The organism is Photorhabdus sp. RM322S (assembly GCF_042879395.1).
GTDB classification, from domain to species: domain Bacteria; phylum Pseudomonadota; class Gammaproteobacteria; order Enterobacterales; family Enterobacteriaceae; genus Photorhabdus; species Photorhabdus khanii.
Genome location: NZ_JBHFKW010000002.1, coordinates 183383 through 198784, shown reverse-complemented (window position 1 = coordinate 198784; position 15402 = coordinate 183383). Strand labels below are relative to the sequence as shown.

The following is a 15402-nucleotide window of genomic DNA, read 5'->3' as shown; positions in this document are numbered from 1 at the left end:
GAATAATAATTTTTACTTTAATTTCATCATCTTATTGCCATTTTTTGTTAGTTGCTTGTATAAAAGCAATAAATATTCTTGTTGCATAAATGTAATGTTATTGTGACCTAAATCATAAATGTAGATTATTGACGTTACCGAGGATTGTCCTATATTGGTTTTTTTTAGGCAGCATATTATGCTTGGCTAAATTTTTAATCATCAGGGGACCATGATGAAAATCCTTGTTTTAGGTAGCGGCGTTATTGGTGTAACCAGTGCCTGGTATTTGGTACAGCAAGGTCATGAAGTAACCGTTATTGATCGTCAGGGAAGTGCTGCGCAGGAGACCAGCGCGGCGAATGCCGGTCAGATTTCGCCGGGATACGCGACGCCGTGGGGCGCGCCGGGCATTCCACTGAAAGCCATTAAATGGATGTTTCAACGTCATGCTCCACTGTCTATTCGCCCTGATGGCTCGCTGTTCCAGTTACGTTGGATGTGGCAGATGCTGCGCAATTGTGATGCAAATCACTATGCAATCAATAAAAGCCGGATGGTACGGCTGGCAGAGTACAGCCGCGACTGTATCAAACAGTTAAGGGCCGATACCGGTATTCAATATGAAGGTCGTCAGGGGGGCACGCTTCAATTATTCCGCACCAATAAGCAGTTTGATAATGCGATGAATGACATCGCGGTTCTTGAACAAGAAGGTGTGCCTTACAACCTGTTAACGGCAGATAAGCTGGCGACAGTCGAACCGGCATTGGCCCATGTTGCTCATAAACTGACGGGAGGCTTACAGTTACCGAATGATGAAACGGGTGATTGTCAGCTTTTTACCAAAGAACTGGCAAAAATGGCAGAAGCGGCTGGGGTTACGTTTCTGTTTAATAAACAGGTCAAACAGTTGCTGGTAGAAGGGCATCGTATTACGGGTGTCCAGTGCGAAGATGGCGTCATGACGGCAGACAGCTATGTTGTTGCGATGGGCGCCTATTCCACTGAACTGTTGAAGGGTCTTGTCAAAATCCCGGTATATCCACTGAAAGGTTATTCATTAACTATGCCGATTGTAGATGCAGAACGGGCTCCGGTCTCGACTGCGTTGGATGAAACATACAAAATTGCGATCACCCGGTTTGACAATCGTATTCGTGTTGGCGGCATGGCAGAAGTTGTGGGCTTCAATTTGAATGTGCTTAAAACACGTTGTGAAACATTAAAAATGGTCGTGCAGGATCTCTATCCGGGAGGGGGCGATATTGCTCAGGCTAATTTCTGGACGGGCTTACGGCCAATGACACCCGATGGGACTCCAATTGTTGGTCCGACTGACTATAACAATCTCTACCTCAATACAGGGCACGGCACGTTAGGATGGACGATGGCATGTGGTTCCAGTCAGTTACTGGCGGATCTTATTTCAGGTAAGAAGCCCTCCATTGCATCTGATGATTTGTCAGTATTCCGTTATATTAATGGTTTTAATACGAAATTGGGGCCATTGGGCCATCAATTGCACACTGAACTGAGGAACTGATATGCCACGTCCGATTTCGGCAACGATCCATCTTGATGCGTTGAAAAATAACCTGGCGATTATTCGTAATAGGGTCGGTAATAGCAAAATCTGGTCTGTAGTTAAAGCAAATGCTTATGGGCATGGCCTGCGTTGTCTATGGCGGTATCTCGATCAGACAGATGGGTTTGCTTTACTTGAGTTTAATGAGGCCATTTTATTGCGGGAGCAGGGTTGGCAGCGGCCGATCTTGCTGTTGGAGGGGTTTTTCAAACCTGAAGATTTGTCGATAATTGATCAGTATCAGTTGACAACGGTGGTACACAGTCATTGGCAACTTAAAGCAATCGAGATGGCTAATTTGAATAGGCCAATCGATATTTATCTAAAACTAAACAGCGGCATGAATCGGTTGGGCTTTCCTGCGGATCAATATAGAGAGGTTTTATCGCTGGCAAGGGGGATCCGGCAAATTGGGCAAATCACGTTGATGTCGCATTTTGCGAATGCAGATAAGAAGGCAATTGGCGTTACGGAACAACTTAACGTTATTAATTCAGTCAGTCAGGGTTTGGATATTGCTCAATGTTTGGCTAATTCAGCCGCGTCTCTGTGGTATCCGCAAACTCATCGGGATTGGGTACGTCCCGGTATTGTGCTTTATGGTGCTTCTCCGAGTGGAAAGTGGAAAGATATTGCGGATATTGGGTTGCAAGCCGTGATGAGTCTGCAAAGTGAGATTATTGCCATTCAGCATCTCAAGGCCGGAGAAAAAATCGGTTATGGCGGTAAATATACAGCATCAGGCCCTATTCGAGTCGGTACTGTTGCCTGTGGTTATGCTGATGGCTACCCCCGTAAAGCAATGACAGGAACCCCGGTTATTGTCGATGGCGTCAGAACTCAGGTGTTAGGAGCAGTATCAATGGACATGTTGTCAGTGGATTTGACACCTTGTCCGCAAGCCCAAATTGGCAGTTCTGTTGAATTATGGGGGCAAAACCTGCCGGTGGATGATGTGGCAGAGATCCCTGGCACTATTGGTTATGAATTGTTGTGTGCATTGGCGGATCGGGTCCCGGTATTTATATGTCGTTAAATATCAATGTCGCTAAATATCAGACAGGACGGTTTTGTTCTGATAAAGGGAATGATAAATAATAATTTATTGCTGGTATTATTCAGAAAATAAGTTATCGATTTCTCTAAATTAATATATTTGTTTTTCACATATAATCTGTATGTTTTCGTTAAGAAAATTAAGCATAATTTAGACATATAGTGCTTTTTGGACAAAAATACTATGTTATTCTTGGAAATAAGGGAGATGATCTTTTACACTTACACTTGATAATAGCCAATCGCATAATTGTTTTATAGGAAATAGTTAATAATGATCAACAAAGCAAAAGTTCTAGCGGCAGCCATCACTTTTTGTTTTTCTTCATCGGTAGCTTATGCAGGGCAGTGGTCAGTTGGCGTATCTGTTCTGGCTCAGTCACTACCTTATAAGGGAGTAAAGAGCGAAGATAAAGTGCTACCTGTTCCAATGGTTAATTATGAAAATGACAATTTCTATTTTCATACTTTAGCTGCTGGATATTATTTGTGGAACGAACCGAAAGATCAATTATCTTTAGACGTGTATTATTATCCTCAAAGTTTCAGTCCAAAAGACAATGAAGATAAGCAGTTGAAAAAGCTGGATAAACGTCGCGATACTATGATGGGTGGTTTTAGTTATCGTCATAATGAAGATTGGGGGACATTACGTAGTGCTTTTGCGGTGGATACTTTAAGTAAAAGTAAAGGTATTACGGTTGACCTGGCTTATTTATATGACTTTGACATGGGGAGTTGGTCATTACAACCAGGGTTAGGTGTGGTCTGGAATAGTAAAAAACAAAATCGTTACGAATATGGTATTAAGGAGAGGGAATCACATCGTAGCGGGTTGGAAAAATATACTCCAGGTGATAGCTGGACTCCTTATTTGGAATTATCTGCCAATTATGAATTTAGTCAGAAATGGTCTGCATTCATGATGGGGCGTGTTGAGTGGCTACCGAGTGAAATTAAAGATAGCCCAATGGTTAATAAATCATATTCAAGTATTGTCTGGACAGGTATTACATATAGTTTTTAATTACCCGAAACGATAATACCGGATAGAGACTGAGTCCACCGGATTGTATTCAGTCTTTTTTGTGGCTTTTTTTGAGATATTTACTGATGGTCTTTCCGGCAACGAATGACAACCGAAATGTGGGCTGGGCTATCATCTTTGGCAATTAACGGTTTATTTATACGAGCTGTTTCTACACAAATCATATTTTTGTAACCTTCATCACACATATCTTTCATATTATTCGATAATTCAGCGCCTGGATTCCAGCATACAACATCACTGTGATGGTAATGGTGAATTTCAATGGTTCGTTTCAGTGAGTTATCTCTTATCAGATTAAAATCTTCTGGCTCTGTATAGATGCGATCAGTACGGCCGGTGAAAATAAGATCTTCTCCTGTTGTGTATTGCTCTTTGTCAGCAACAGTATCAATAAAATGTTTACCCAGGCCACTGACTGAAATTTGATTAATATTGCCTACATTCAGGTAAGTGTGCAGGGCGCAGGTTGCCTGATAATCACCATAGGCTTCCAGCTCCACTTCACAGGTTTCACACAGTTTAAAACGGGCAATCAGGGTAAAATCATAAGGCCACAATTTACGGCTATATTCATTGTCTTTCAGCATGAAAGTTAATATTACGCCATTTTCATGTTCATGATGTGCACTAAATTCCCAAGGAAGCGTTCTGGCAAAACCATGTTTTGGTGCTCCTGTGGGGCCAAACCAGGGCCAACAAATAGGAATACCCCCGCGGATAGCGGTGCCGGCTTTAAATGCTGTTTTCCTGCTCAACCACAATCCCGGTTCTTCATCACAGGGTTGCCAGGCGATAAGGTGCGCCCCTTGCAGGCTGATTGCGCCCCGAACTTTAGGATGAGATACGACTATCAATGGGAAGCCATCTATATTCCGTTGACTGATAGAAGGGGAGATCTGTTCTGCAACCGGTAATGCAAAAATTTTATCGTTCATGTGTCATGACCTTATGAACCCAAGGCAGTCATATTGCATGGCCCAAGAATAACGCATGTTGTACGCAGATTAAAATAAAAGAGCCGCCAGGAAAGGCAACTCTTTTCAGGCAAGGTAATAACTCAGTTATTTAGAGATGTGAGTGATCAGATCCAGAACTTTGTTAGAGTAACCTGTTTCGTTGTCATACCAGGAAACCAGCTTCACAAAGTTATCGTTCAGAGCGATACCGGCTTTTGCATCAAATACAGAAGTCAGTTTTTCGCCGTTGAAATCGTTAGACACCACGTCATCTTCGGTGTAACCCAGAACACCTTTCAGTTCACCTTCAGCCGCGTCTTTGATGGCATCACAGATTTGCTGATAAGTGGCTGATTTTTCCAGACGTACAGTCAGATCAACAACAGAGACGTTAGGAGTAGGAACACGGAAAGCCATACCGGTCAGTTTACCGTTCAGCTCAGGGATAACTTTACCTACCGCTTTCGCCGCACCGGTAGAAGATGGGATGATATTCTGAGCGGCGCCACGACCACCACGCCAATCTTTCGCAGAAGGGCCATCCACGGTTTTCTGAGTCGCAGTGGTTGCGTGAACAGTGGTCATCAGGCCTTCAACGATGCCGAATTTATCATTGATAACTTTAGCCAGCGGCGCCAGACAGTTAGTAGTGCAAGAGGCATTGGAAACGATGTCCTGGCCTGCGTAAGCTTTGTGGTTAACACCCATAACAAACATCGGTGTGTCATCTTTGGATGGGCCGGTCAGAACCACTTTTTTCGCACCCGCAGTAATGTGCTTACGTGCAGTTTCATCAGTCAGGAAGATACCTGTTGCTTCTGCAACAACATCAACGCCCACGTCATTCCATTTCAGGTTAGCGGGATCTCTCTCTGCTGTCACACGGATAGTTTTACCGTTAACAACCAGGTGGCCGTCTTTTACTTCAACCGTTCCATTGAAGCGGCCGTGAGTTGAATCGTATTTCAGCATGTAAGCCATGTATTCTGCGTCCAGCAAATCGTTGATTGCGACGATTTCGATGTCTGAACGTTCTTGTGCAGCACGGAAAACAATACGGCCAATACGACCAAAACCGTTGATACCTACTTTGATAGTCATAGTGTTCCACCAGCTATTTTTTAGTGAATTAAAAATTATTACTAAAGTTACCAAAACCTTGCCAGCCGTCAAGCGGAATCGTGTCAATAGTCGAAAAATATCGACTTTGAGTGCACCATTTAGACGTTCGCTATGCGGTACTGGCAATCGATTTGCCCCTCATTATCGGGGTGCAGACAGATATTTAAAGTTAATCGGTTAGATATGCGAGTCACATCACAAATAGTGGGATAAACATCTTCAGTTAACCGCTTAAAATAGATTCCACTGATGTAATGTTAATTTCTTGTTATACCCTATAGATTTCAAGATGCATCGAGACGGCAAGGGAGCGAATCCCCGGGAGCATAGCGAACTCTGTGACCGGGGTGAGCGAGTGCAGCCAACAAAGAGGCAACTTGAAAGATAATGGGTATATTATCATTTGATTTTATTGAGAACACGAGTCTTATTAAGGTGGTCGTTATGGCTAAGAATCCTGATGTTTCCCTTTATACAGAGCTTACTGATATTCAGCGTCATGTTACCCAGAATGCCGGGACGGAACCGCCATTTTCGGGGAAATTGCTACATAATAAAAAAAGTGGCGTGTATCATTGTCTGTGCTGTGGGCAGCCGTTATTTATGTCCGATACTAAATTTGATTCTGGCTGCGGTTGGCCGAGTTTTTACCAGCCTGTCAGCGATGATGCAATACTGTATCTTGATGATAATAGCCATAATATGCAGCGTATTGAAGTTCGTTGCCGCCATTGTGACGCTCATTTGGGGCATGTGTTCCCTGATGGCCCGAAACCGACAGGAGAACGTTTTTGTATTAACTCGGTTGCGTTAAGTTTCACTGATGAAAATACAGGTGAAAAAACAGTAGGTTAATCATTTTATCATTGCCGGCATTGCCGTTAATTTATGTAAGAAAAATCGTTTCAGCTAATTCTGGAAAATAATGAGGAAATATCAATGGAACTGGATGATCTGTTATCAGTAATGACACCAGAGATATATCAACGCTTGGTTCAGGCAGTCGAACTGGGTAAATGGCAGGATGGTGTGCCTTTAACTGTGGAGCAGAAAGAGAATAGCCTGCAAATGATTATGTTATGGCAAGCAAGGCATAACCATGAACCTGAGCATATGACAATCGGTACTGATGGTCAGTTGGTGATGAAGAGTAAACAAGAACTGAAAGCGGCCTTTCAGTCTGAAATGGTGGCAACATTCAAGACATAATCTTCGCAAGATGGATATGAAAAGGCTGAGTTTGTTGAACTCAGCCTGGCCTTGATTGTTCTCAGAAAAGGGCGCTTTCCAGTTGGGCAAGTTCTATCAATATTGTACCTTGCGCTTTTATCTCTTTGAATGCGGATTGGCTGTCGCCTGGACTGAGATTAACCCCCCGGCAACCATCAGCAATTACCCAGGTTTCATAACCTAGTGCCAGCGCATCTAGCGCGGTAAACTTCACACAATAATCAGTGGCGATACCAATAATAAACAGGCGCTCAATTTGCTCTGTTTGCAACCAGTCATCAAGCCGGGTTTTACTCTGATGGCCGTTGTCAAAGAAAGCACTGTAGCTGTCTATTTGTGGATTTTCGCCTTTGTAGAAAATCTCAATAATGGCCTGCTTGTTCAATTGTGGATGGAAATCAGCGCCATGTTGCCCCTGTACACAGTGTTCCGGCCACCATACTTGTGGAATACCGTTCAGTATACCGATATCCCCGATCTTCTGGCCGGAGTTGACTGCGAAGCTCATATGTTCAGCAGGGTGCCAGTCTTGGGTGGCAATAATGCTGATATTGTGTTTCAGACAGATATCAATTGCCTGATTTGCAACATCAATGACGTGCTCACTCTCTTTTACGGCTAACGCACCGCCGGTACAGAAATCGTTCTGTAGATCAATAAGTAATAGGGCTGTTTTCATCTCTTTCTCGGATTATTTGTCGGCATAACTTAATTCACCACGTAAATTTTGTTGCATTAAATAACGAATTTTTTCACTGCTATAGGGTTGACTGAGTAAATAGTGCAACTTAGTTAAAGTGGCTTCAAAGGTCATATCGTAGCCACTGATAACACCGGCTTCAGCCAGAGCATGACCGGTTGCGTAACCATCCATGTTTACCCTGCCAGAAATGCACTGAGTCAGATTGACAACCACAATCCCTCTCTCTGTTGTCTGTTTTAGCTCTTTCAATAATTCAGGATGTTGTGGCGCGTTGCCGACGCCATATGAGCGCAGGATTAAGGCTTTAACCGGTTGCATTAAAATATTATTCACAACCTGACTGGAAAGGCCGGGATAAATGGTTATCACGCCAATGGGCTGAGGGGTGATCTGATGAGTGATAAATTCGTCATGGTTGGCAGGGGCCGGACATGCATTGAAGGTTTTGATGTTAATACCTGCTTCCATCAATGGGGAACAGTTTGGTGAGGCAAAAGCATCAAAACCGTCTGCATGTGCTTTGACCGTCCGGTTCCCACGGAACAATTTATTATTGAAAAACAGACTGACCTCGTTAACCGGGTAGTTAGCAGCAAGGTAAAGCGCATTCAGCAAGTTTGTCTGCCCGTCAGAACGCAGTGCTTCCAGTGGAATTTGCGATCCTGTCACAATTACCGGCTTACCCAGATTCTCAAACATAAAAGAGAGAGCGGATGCGGTAAATGCCATCGTGTCCGTGCCATGCAGGATCACGAAACCATCATAATCATCGTAATTTTGCCGGATATCATCAGCGATAAGTTGCCAGTCTTCTGGCGTCATATCAGAAGAATCAATCAGTGGTTGATGTTCACGGAGGGTGAATGTCGGCATTTCAGACCGGTGGAATTCGGGCATCTTGGTGAGTTGGCGCTGTAAATGCCCGGAAACGGGAATATATCCCTGAGATGAGCGTTGCATCCCAATGGTTCCGCCGGTATAGACGACATAAATAGATTTCTTCTGCATGACTGTGCCTCCTAAAAAGATCAGCTGGATTATAGGAGTATTACAAAATAAAAAAAGCCTGACAGGGTATCTGTCAGGCTAAAAACATCATTAATTAAGTTATCACCAGAATCATACCGGGGGATTCTAACGGCATGTTTCTGCTAATATCATGCATTATTATGGTTTTTTAGCGAATATCTCCGCAGTTTAAACAGAACGCATAACGATTTTGTGGATCATTCAAATGGCGATAAAACTCAGCTTGCTGTTTTACTGCTTGCGCGACCTGCGTCAGTGGCGCAGGCAACCATGCCTGAATTGCTTCCGGTACAATCGCTTGAGCGGTTGTCGTCAACTGGCTCATCAGCAACTCACTGAATGACATTTCCGGCTGTATCCAGTCAAGTTCTGGATTATCCAGTTTTGCTAATTCAGCCGCTTTGGCAACTGCGTCGTCGAAATCACCTAATTGGTCGACCAATCCATTGGTTTTAGCATCATTTCCAATCCACACATGCCCTTGAGCAATTTTATCGACCTCTTCTGATGTCTTATTGCGTGAGTCAGCAACAAGGCCGATAAAGTTCTTATAGCCGCTCTCAATATTAAGCTGTATCAGCTCTGAGAACTCTTTACTGAGCCCTTTAGTGACAGAAATACCCGCTAGTGGTGTCGTGGAAATGCCGTCAGTGTGGATACCAATATGATCCAGACTGTTTTCATAAGTGGTAATGACGCCGAAGATACCAATAGAACCGGTCAACGTACTTTGGTTTGCGATAATGTAATTCGCAGGGGTAGAGATCCAGTAGCCACCGGATGCAGCCATTCCACCCATAGAAACAACGATCGGTTTATTCGCTGCACGCAGAGCTGCCAGCTCAGTGCGGATAACATCGGAAGCGCTAACACTGCCGCCAGGACTGTTTACCCGCAGAATAACGGCTTTGATATTATTATCTAAACGCGCTTGACGGATTTGAGCGGCGGTTGTATCACCACCAACCATTCCTGGAACCTGTTGCCCATCAACGATCGCGCCCTGCGCTATGATAACGGCAATATTGCCTTTGGATGGTGATTTGTTTGCCAGCAATTGTGGCGCGTAATCATAAATACTGATGGCATTGAAATGTTGGTTTTTTTCATCCCAACCAAAGGCTTTTGTCATCTCACTTTCAATGATATTGCGTGGGGCGACATAATCGACCAGTTTGCGTTTAAGTGCATATTGGGCATTGTCTCCGCCGATCGCACGCAGGCCGGCAATCATCTCATCCGCGCCTGGGAATACTTGATGAACAGAAAGTTTGCGGTTAGCGGCGATAGTATTGAGGTAGTTTTGCCAAAGACCGTTGACCCAACGGCTGTCAGCTTCCCGTGCTGCCGGAGACATATCATCACGCATAACCGGCTCGACGGCTGATTTATACGTCCCGACCCGGAAAATATGTGTGGTGACTTTCAGCGAATCCAGCAGGGATTTGTAATAGAGGTTATTGGTCGAATAGCCATAAAGACCAACTGCACCTTGTGGTGACAGATAAATTTTATCGGCGAAAGTAGCCAGATAATATTGCGGCTGGTTGTAATTATCACTGATCGCGTAGACGGGTTTGCCTGAGGTTTTAAACTCATTAATCGCTTTACCGATATACTGCATAGATGGCTGGTCAGCGCCGATGAAATCGTCAAGTTTCAACACCAGACCCGTGATTTTGTCATCGGTTTTTGCCAGGCGAATGGTATCAACAATATCAAACAGAGAATTTTCCTGTAATTTATTGCCGGATGAACCAAACAGTTCACGTCCTAATTGATTCAATGGGTTACGGCTGGAAACCTGATCCACAACAACACCGGTGAGATTGACATATAATGCTCCCTGATAACTATCCACCGTTTTATTGGGCTGTTGATAAAGCATAAAGCCCCCAACAATCACCAAGATGAGCAGGATAAAAATCAGGTTTGAAATGACTTCCCGAACAAAATTCAGCAGTCGCCAACTCCATTTAAATAATCTTGCGACCCACTTCCATAAAATACGCATATCATCTCCAAAGATAGGATCAAGTAGGGCTATCCTAATGACCAGACATATAAATGTCAGCTTCAAATAGTGTCAAATTGTCCGAAAAGGCCGCTTTTGGGCTTTTATTCGTTAACAAATAAACAGAAAATGTTAGCTTATAACAAAATAACTTATTCAGGAGAAAAAATATGAATGCATTAGAACTCTTGTTGAACCGACGTTCAGCATCACGTTTAACGACACCTGCGCCTCAAGGTGAAGCATTACAGAATATTCTGGCCGCGGGTATGAGAGTGCCTGATCATGGCGCCTTACGGCCGTGGCGCTTTATTGTCATGCAGGATGAGGGTATTGATCGGTTTAGCCAATTACTCCACCAGGCTGCCGTTGACAGTAATCTGGGGGTTGAAGCGGAAGAAAAAGCCAAAAGTGCGCCTTATCGTGCACCATTAATTATCGCGGTTATTGCAAAGGTAATGGGGAATTCCAAGATACCGGAATGGGAACAAGTGGTTTCTGCCGGCTGCGCTGTGCACGCGATGCAGATGGCTGCGGTGGCGCAAGGGTTTGGTGGTATCTGGCGTACAGGTTCATGGACTGATGATGATACGGTGCGTACTGGTCTGGGTTGTAATGAGCATGACAAGGTAGTAGGTTTTCTCTACCTTGGAACGCCTGTTTTGAAAGCGCCAGGCAAAGTTGCCACGCCGGATATGACTAATTTTGTCAGCTACTTCTGACCGGAGTCTGTTATGTCAACAGAAGTTCGTCTTACCCAGTACAGCCACGGTGCTGGATGCGGCTGTAAAATTTCACCGAAAGTTCTGGAAACCATTCTGCATAGTGAGCAGGAAAAATTTCTTGATCCTCACTTACTGGTGGGTAATGAAACGCGTGATGATGCTGCGGTTTATGATATTGGCAATGGTACGGGCATCATCAGTACGACAGATTTCTTCATGCCGATCGTCGATGATCCGTTTGATTTTGGACGGATTGCCGCGACAAATGCTATCAGCGATATTTATGCCATGGGCGGTAAGCCCATTATGGCGATAGCGATCCTGGGATGGCCGATGGATAAACTGGCGCCGGAAATTGCCCGCAAGGTGATTGAAGGTGGTCGGGCTGCTTGTAAAGACGCGGGAATTTCACTGGCTGGAGGACACTCTATTGATGCACCTGAGCCTATTTTTGGTCTGGCTGTAACCGGTATCGTTAATATTGATCGGGTGAAACGGAACAGTACAGCGAAAGCTGGTAGCCAGCTATTTCTGACAAAGCCGCTTGGCATTGGGGTATTGACCACGGCGGAGAAAAAAAGCCTGTTGTTGCCTGAGCATCAGGGCGTCGCGACAGCAACCATGTGTCGCTTAAATAAACTGGGGTCTGATCTTGCCGAAATTGCGGGTGTTACAGCAATGACTGATGTGACCGGGTTTGGTTTGTTAGGGCATTTGAGTGAAATTTGTCAAGGATCGGGTGTCCGGGCAACTCTCCGTTTTGCAAAAATTCCTAAACTACCGGAAGTGGGATCCTATATTGAAAAGGGGTGTGTTCCGGGGGGCACTGGGCGTAATTTTGACAGTTATGGTCATCTTATTGGTGAAATGACAGCGCTTCAGCGTAACCTGTTATGTGATCCGCAAACATCAGGCGGCCTGCTGCTGGCCGTTCTGCCAGAAGCGGTAGATGAAGTGAAAGTGATTGCACGATGTCATGGCATTGAACTGACAGCAATGGGTGAGTTGTCTGAGCAACAGTCAGGCAGAGTGCTGATTGAGGTTAATGAATAATATCCATGCAGCTTTTTATTGCAGAAAAACCAAGCCTGGCCAGGGCGATTGCTGATGTTTTACCAAAACCGCATCGCCGTGGTGATGGCTTTATTGCTTGTGGAAATAACCAGTTTGTGACCTGGTGTGTTGGGCACTTGCTGGAACAGGCGGAACCTGATGCTTATGACAGTCGCTTTGCCCGTTGGTCACTGGCTGATCTTCCCATCATTCCGGAAAAATGGCAGCTAAAACCGCGGCCTTCTGTGGCGAAACAGCTCAACATCATCCGGGATTTGCTGGGAAAAGCAGATGAAGTGGTACATGCGGGTGACCCGGATCGTGAAGGGCAATTGCTGGTGGATGAGGTTCTGGATTTTTTGAAATTGGATGGTGAAAAGCGAAAAAAAGTTCGCCGTTGCCTGATAAGTGATCTAAATCCACAAGCGGTTACCAGAGCTATTGATAGGTTAAGGGATAACCGGGATTTTATTCCGCTATGTGTTTCCGCTCTCGCCAGAGCCAGGGCTGATTGGTTGTATGGTATTAACATGACCCGGGCTTATACCTTGCTTGGACGCAATGCGGGGTACCAGGGCGTATTATCTGTCGGGCGGGTTCAGACACCGGTTTTGGGGTTAGTTGTTCGCCGGGATGAAGAGATTGAACATTTCGTACCAAAAGATTTCTTTGAGGTGAAAGCCCATATTGTTACGCCAAAGGATGAGCGTTTTACCGCTCTCTGGCAGCCAAGTGAATCTTGTATTGATTTTCTGGATGACGAAGGGAGATTGATACATCGGCCTCTGGCTGAGCATGTTGTTGCCAGAATCACCGGCCAGCCGGCCTATGTGACATCTTATCAGGATAAACGGGAATCTGAAGTTGCTCCTTTGCTGTTTTCATTATCTTCGTTACAGATTGAAGCTGCTAAACGTTTTGGCCTGAATGCACAGCAAGTGTTGGATATTTGCCAGCGATTGTATGAAACGCATAAACTGATTACTTATCCCCGTTCTGATTGCCGTTATTTGCCCGAAGAACATTTTGCAGGGCGCCATGCGGTGCTTAATGCAATATCTGTTCATACAACCAATTTGTTGCCACAAGCATTACTGGAAACCGACAGAAAGAATCGTTGTTGGGATGATAAAAAGGTTGATGCCCACCATGCAATTATTCCTACGGCACGAAGTAACCATATAAATCTGACAGACAACGAGGCTAATATTTATGGTTTGATTGCCAGACAATATTTGATGCAATTTTTCCCAGATGCCATATTCCGCAAATGTATTATTGAATTGGAAATTGCCGGTGGAAAATTTATTGCTAAAGCGCGTTTTCTTGCTGAGGCAGGTTGGAGAACATTGCTTGGCAATAAAGAGCGTGATGAAGAAAATGATGGAACGCCATTACCGGTTGTTGCTAAGGGTGATGAATTATTGTGTGAAAGAGGAGAGGTGGTAGAACGCCAAACTCAACCACCAAAGCCATTTACTGATGCAACTATCCTTTCTGCTATGACGGGGATTGCCCGTTTTGTGCAGGATAAGGAATTGAAGAAAGTCCTTCGCGCAACGGATGGGCTGGGTACTGAAGCAACACGTGCCGGCATTATCGAACTGTTGTTTAAACGGGAGTTTCTTTATAAAAAAGGGCGTCATATTCATGCAACGCCTGCGGGTAGGGCACTCATTCATGTATTACCTGATATGGCTGCTTTACCGGATATGACAGCCCACTGGGAGTCCCGATTAACGCAAATCAGCGAAAAACAGTTCCGCTATCAAGATTTCATGGGGCCACTTGAGGAGACATTGCAGCAATTAATTTGGCAGGCTAAACAGAACCGTAACTTAAAAGCTTTTCGTGATTTGCCCCCGGTTCCGATTAAAGAGAAAAAAGGGAAAAAAACAAAATCGACAAAAAACGCTAAAGCAATTGCGCCGTAGGGCGCAGTTGCTACGTTATTTTAAAGGAAATGATTGATATTCGGCGTTAACAGAATATCACATTTCAAATTCTACCCAGACAGGCGCATGATCTGACGGTTTTTCCATTTCACGGATTTTATAATCAATACCTGTCGCAATACAGCGCTCCATCAAGGGCTTACTGGCAAGAAGTAAATCTATACGTAGCCCGCGATTATCATCAAACCCTTTTGATCGATAATCAAACCAGGAAAATTGGTCGATACATTCAGGATTCATATTCCTGAATGTATCGACCAGACCCCAACTTTTCAGGCGATCCATCCAATCTCTCTCTTCTGGCAGGAAAGAACATTTACCTGTTTTTAACCAGCGTTTTTGGTTGTTCTCTCCAATGCCGATATCCAGATCCGTCGGACTGATATTCATATCCCCCATAATAATCACTTGTGATTGAGGCGATAAATTTTGTTCCAGATAGCTTTGCAGGTCCTGATAAAATTTCTCTTTTGCAGGAAATTTCACTGGATGGTCACGGCTTTCTCCCTGTGGAAAATAGCCATTAATGACTGTCAATAGCCCGTGTGGGGTTTCCATATCTGCCATGATAATACGACGTTGGGCATCTTCATCGTCCCCGGGAAAACCATGGCGCACAGTAAGAGGAGCCTGACGTGTTAACAGTGCAACGCCGTAATGGGCTTTCTGACCGTAATAAAACACATGATAGCCAAGCTTCCTAACTTCTTCTAAAGGAAACGCCTCATCATGGACTTTTGTTTCCTGTAGGCCGATAACATCGGGTTGATGTTGCTCGACGATCGCAGCTAACTGATGGGGGCGGGCACGTAATCCATTAATATTAAAAGAGATCAATTTCATCTTTTACAGCCATCCAGTAAAAAGACACAAGAACAATAATAACAGATGGATCTTAAAAAGTAACTATTGACAATGGTCAGGACGAAATAGTAACGGAA

General features: G+C 44.4%; 14 protein-coding genes. 8 read left to right on the top strand and 6 right to left on the bottom strand.

Annotated elements, in window-relative coordinates; genetic code table 11:
• The first annotated feature begins 214 nt into the window (after positions 1–214).
• From ACGF63_RS02050 to ACGF63_RS02040, 3 genes are all read left to right on the top strand, one after another.
• A complete protein-coding gene (locus ACGF63_RS02050) occupies positions 215–1525 on the top strand; it encodes a D-amino acid dehydrogenase (protein ID WP_387628591.1) in 1311 nt (436 codons plus the stop codon).
• Position 1526: 1 nt separating this feature from the next.
• On the top strand, positions 1527–2603 hold the full coding sequence (gene dadX, locus ACGF63_RS02045; protein ID WP_152961902.1) for a catabolic alanine racemase DadX: 1077 nt from the start codon (positions 1527–1529) through the stop codon (positions 2601–2603).
• A 294-nt stretch (positions 2604–2897) separates the two neighbouring features.
• Entirely contained in the window at positions 2898–3650 is a 753-nt protein-coding gene (locus ACGF63_RS02040; RefSeq protein ID WP_036849545.1) for a MipA/OmpV family protein, read from the top strand.
• Between the two features lie 80 nt (positions 3651–3730).
• On the opposite strand, the gene ACGF63_RS02035 is transcribed toward ACGF63_RS02040, so the two are convergent.
• Both ACGF63_RS02035 and gapA read right to left on the bottom strand, forming a co-directional pair.
• The gene (locus ACGF63_RS02035) at positions 3731–4609 is read right to left on the bottom strand and encodes a D-hexose-6-phosphate mutarotase (RefSeq protein WP_387628524.1); all 879 of its coding nucleotides are present in this window, start codon (positions 4607–4609) and stop codon (positions 3731–3733) included.
• Positions 4610–4735: 126 nt separating this feature from the next.
• On the bottom strand, positions 4736–5731 hold the full coding sequence (gapA, locus tag ACGF63_RS02030) for a glyceraldehyde-3-phosphate dehydrogenase (protein WP_036849547.1): 996 nt from the start codon (positions 5729–5731) through the stop codon (positions 4736–4738).
• 465 nt (positions 5732–6196) lie between these two features.
• On the opposite strand from gapA, the gene msrB reads away from it, so the two are divergent.
• Both msrB and ACGF63_RS02020 read left to right on the top strand, forming a co-directional pair.
• Complete coding sequence (gene msrB / locus ACGF63_RS02025; RefSeq protein ID WP_036849621.1) at positions 6197–6607, top strand: peptide-methionine (R)-S-oxide reductase MsrB; 411 nt, start codon at positions 6197–6199, stop codon at positions 6605–6607.
• Positions 6608–6691: 84 nt separating this feature from the next.
• Positions 6692–6961, top strand: coding sequence for a YeaC family protein (locus tag ACGF63_RS02020; protein ID WP_036849548.1), 270 nt, complete (start codon positions 6692–6694; stop codon positions 6959–6961).
• A gap of 61 nt (positions 6962–7022) precedes the next feature.
• On the opposite strand, the gene pncA is transcribed toward ACGF63_RS02020, so the two are convergent.
• The 3 genes from pncA to sppA all read right to left on the bottom strand — a co-directional run bounded on the left by pncA (position 7023) and on the right by sppA (position 10728).
• Positions 7023–7661 carry a bifunctional nicotinamidase/pyrazinamidase gene (gene pncA, locus ACGF63_RS02015; protein ID WP_387628520.1) on the bottom strand — a complete coding sequence of 213 codons (639 nt, stop codon included), beginning with the start codon at positions 7659–7661 and terminating at the stop codon, positions 7023–7025.
• Positions 7662–7673: 12 nt separating this feature from the next.
• The gene (gene ansA / locus ACGF63_RS02010; RefSeq protein ID WP_036849550.1) at positions 7674–8693 is read right to left on the bottom strand and encodes an asparaginase; all 1020 of its coding nucleotides are present in this window, start codon (positions 8691–8693) and stop codon (positions 7674–7676) included.
• 169 nt (positions 8694–8862) lie between these two features.
• Entirely contained in the window at positions 8863–10728 is a 1866-nt protein-coding gene (gene sppA / locus ACGF63_RS02005) for a signal peptide peptidase SppA (protein ID WP_387628516.1), read from the bottom strand.
• A 170-nt stretch (positions 10729–10898) separates the two neighbouring features.
• On the opposite strand from sppA, the gene ACGF63_RS02000 reads away from it, so the two are divergent.
• The 3 genes from ACGF63_RS02000 to ACGF63_RS01990 are packed head-to-tail and all read left to right on the top strand — an operon-like array spanning position 10899 to position 14440.
• Complete coding sequence (locus ACGF63_RS02000) at positions 10899–11450, top strand: NAD(P)H nitroreductase (RefSeq protein ID WP_152961907.1); 552 nt, start codon at positions 10899–10901, stop codon at positions 11448–11450.
• 12 nt (positions 11451–11462) lie between these two features.
• Positions 11463–12506 (top strand): selenide, water dikinase SelD, encoded by a 1044-nt coding sequence (selD, locus tag ACGF63_RS01995; protein ID WP_036849553.1) that lies wholly within the window; start codon positions 11463–11465, stop codon positions 12504–12506.
• Between the two features lie 5 nt (positions 12507–12511).
• On the top strand, positions 12512–14440 hold the full coding sequence (locus ACGF63_RS01990; RefSeq protein WP_152961908.1) for a DNA topoisomerase III: 1929 nt from the start codon (positions 12512–12514) through the stop codon (positions 14438–14440).
• Positions 14441–14497: 57 nt separating this feature from the next.
• Here ACGF63_RS01990 and xthA read toward each other — a convergent pair whose 3' ends face one another.
• On the bottom strand, positions 14498–15304 hold the full coding sequence (gene xthA / locus ACGF63_RS01985) for an exodeoxyribonuclease III (RefSeq protein ID WP_036849555.1): 807 nt from the start codon (positions 15302–15304) through the stop codon (positions 14498–14500).
• Between the last annotated feature and the right edge of the window lie 98 nt (positions 15305–15402).

What these genes read in the sequence shown, in the direction of transcription:
- xthA (WP_036849555.1), bottom strand. Translation starts at nt 15,304, where the DNA reads ATGAAATTGATCTCTTTTAATATTAATGGATTACGTGCCCGCCCCCAT.
- ACGF63_RS02000 (WP_152961907.1), top strand. Translation starts at nt 10,899, where the DNA reads ATGAATGCATTAGAACTCTTGTTGAACCGACGTTCAGCATCACGTTTA.
- msrB (WP_036849621.1), top strand. Translation starts at nt 6,197, where the DNA reads ATGGCTAAGAATCCTGATGTTTCCCTTTATACAGAGCTTACTGATATT.
- ACGF63_RS02020 (WP_036849548.1), top strand. Translation starts at nt 6,692, where the DNA reads ATGGAACTGGATGATCTGTTATCAGTAATGACACCAGAGATATATCAA.
- ansA (WP_036849550.1), bottom strand. Translation starts at nt 8,693, where the DNA reads ATGCAGAAGAAATCTATTTATGTCGTCTATACCGGCGGAACCATTGGG.
- ACGF63_RS02050 (WP_387628591.1), top strand. Translation starts at nt 215, where the DNA reads ATGAAAATCCTTGTTTTAGGTAGCGGCGTTATTGGTGTAACCAGTGCC.
- gapA (WP_036849547.1), bottom strand. Translation starts at nt 5,731, where the DNA reads ATGACTATCAAAGTAGGTATCAACGGTTTTGGTCGTATTGGCCGTATT.
- ACGF63_RS02040 (WP_036849545.1), top strand. Translation starts at nt 2,898, where the DNA reads ATGATCAACAAAGCAAAAGTTCTAGCGGCAGCCATCACTTTTTGTTTT.
- ACGF63_RS01990 (WP_152961908.1), top strand. Translation starts at nt 12,512, where the DNA reads ATGCAGCTTTTTATTGCAGAAAAACCAAGCCTGGCCAGGGCGATTGCT.
- ACGF63_RS02035 (WP_387628524.1), bottom strand. Translation starts at nt 4,609, where the DNA reads ATGAACGATAAAATTTTTGCATTACCGGTTGCAGAACAGATCTCCCCT.
- selD (WP_036849553.1), top strand. Translation starts at nt 11,463, where the DNA reads ATGTCAACAGAAGTTCGTCTTACCCAGTACAGCCACGGTGCTGGATGC.
- pncA (WP_387628520.1), bottom strand. Translation starts at nt 7,661, where the DNA reads ATGAAAACAGCCCTATTACTTATTGATCTACAGAACGATTTCTGTACC.
- dadX (WP_152961902.1), top strand. Translation starts at nt 1,527, where the DNA reads ATGCCACGTCCGATTTCGGCAACGATCCATCTTGATGCGTTGAAAAAT.
- sppA (WP_387628516.1), bottom strand. Translation starts at nt 10,728, where the DNA reads ATGCGTATTTTATGGAAGTGGGTCGCAAGATTATTTAAATGGAGTTGG.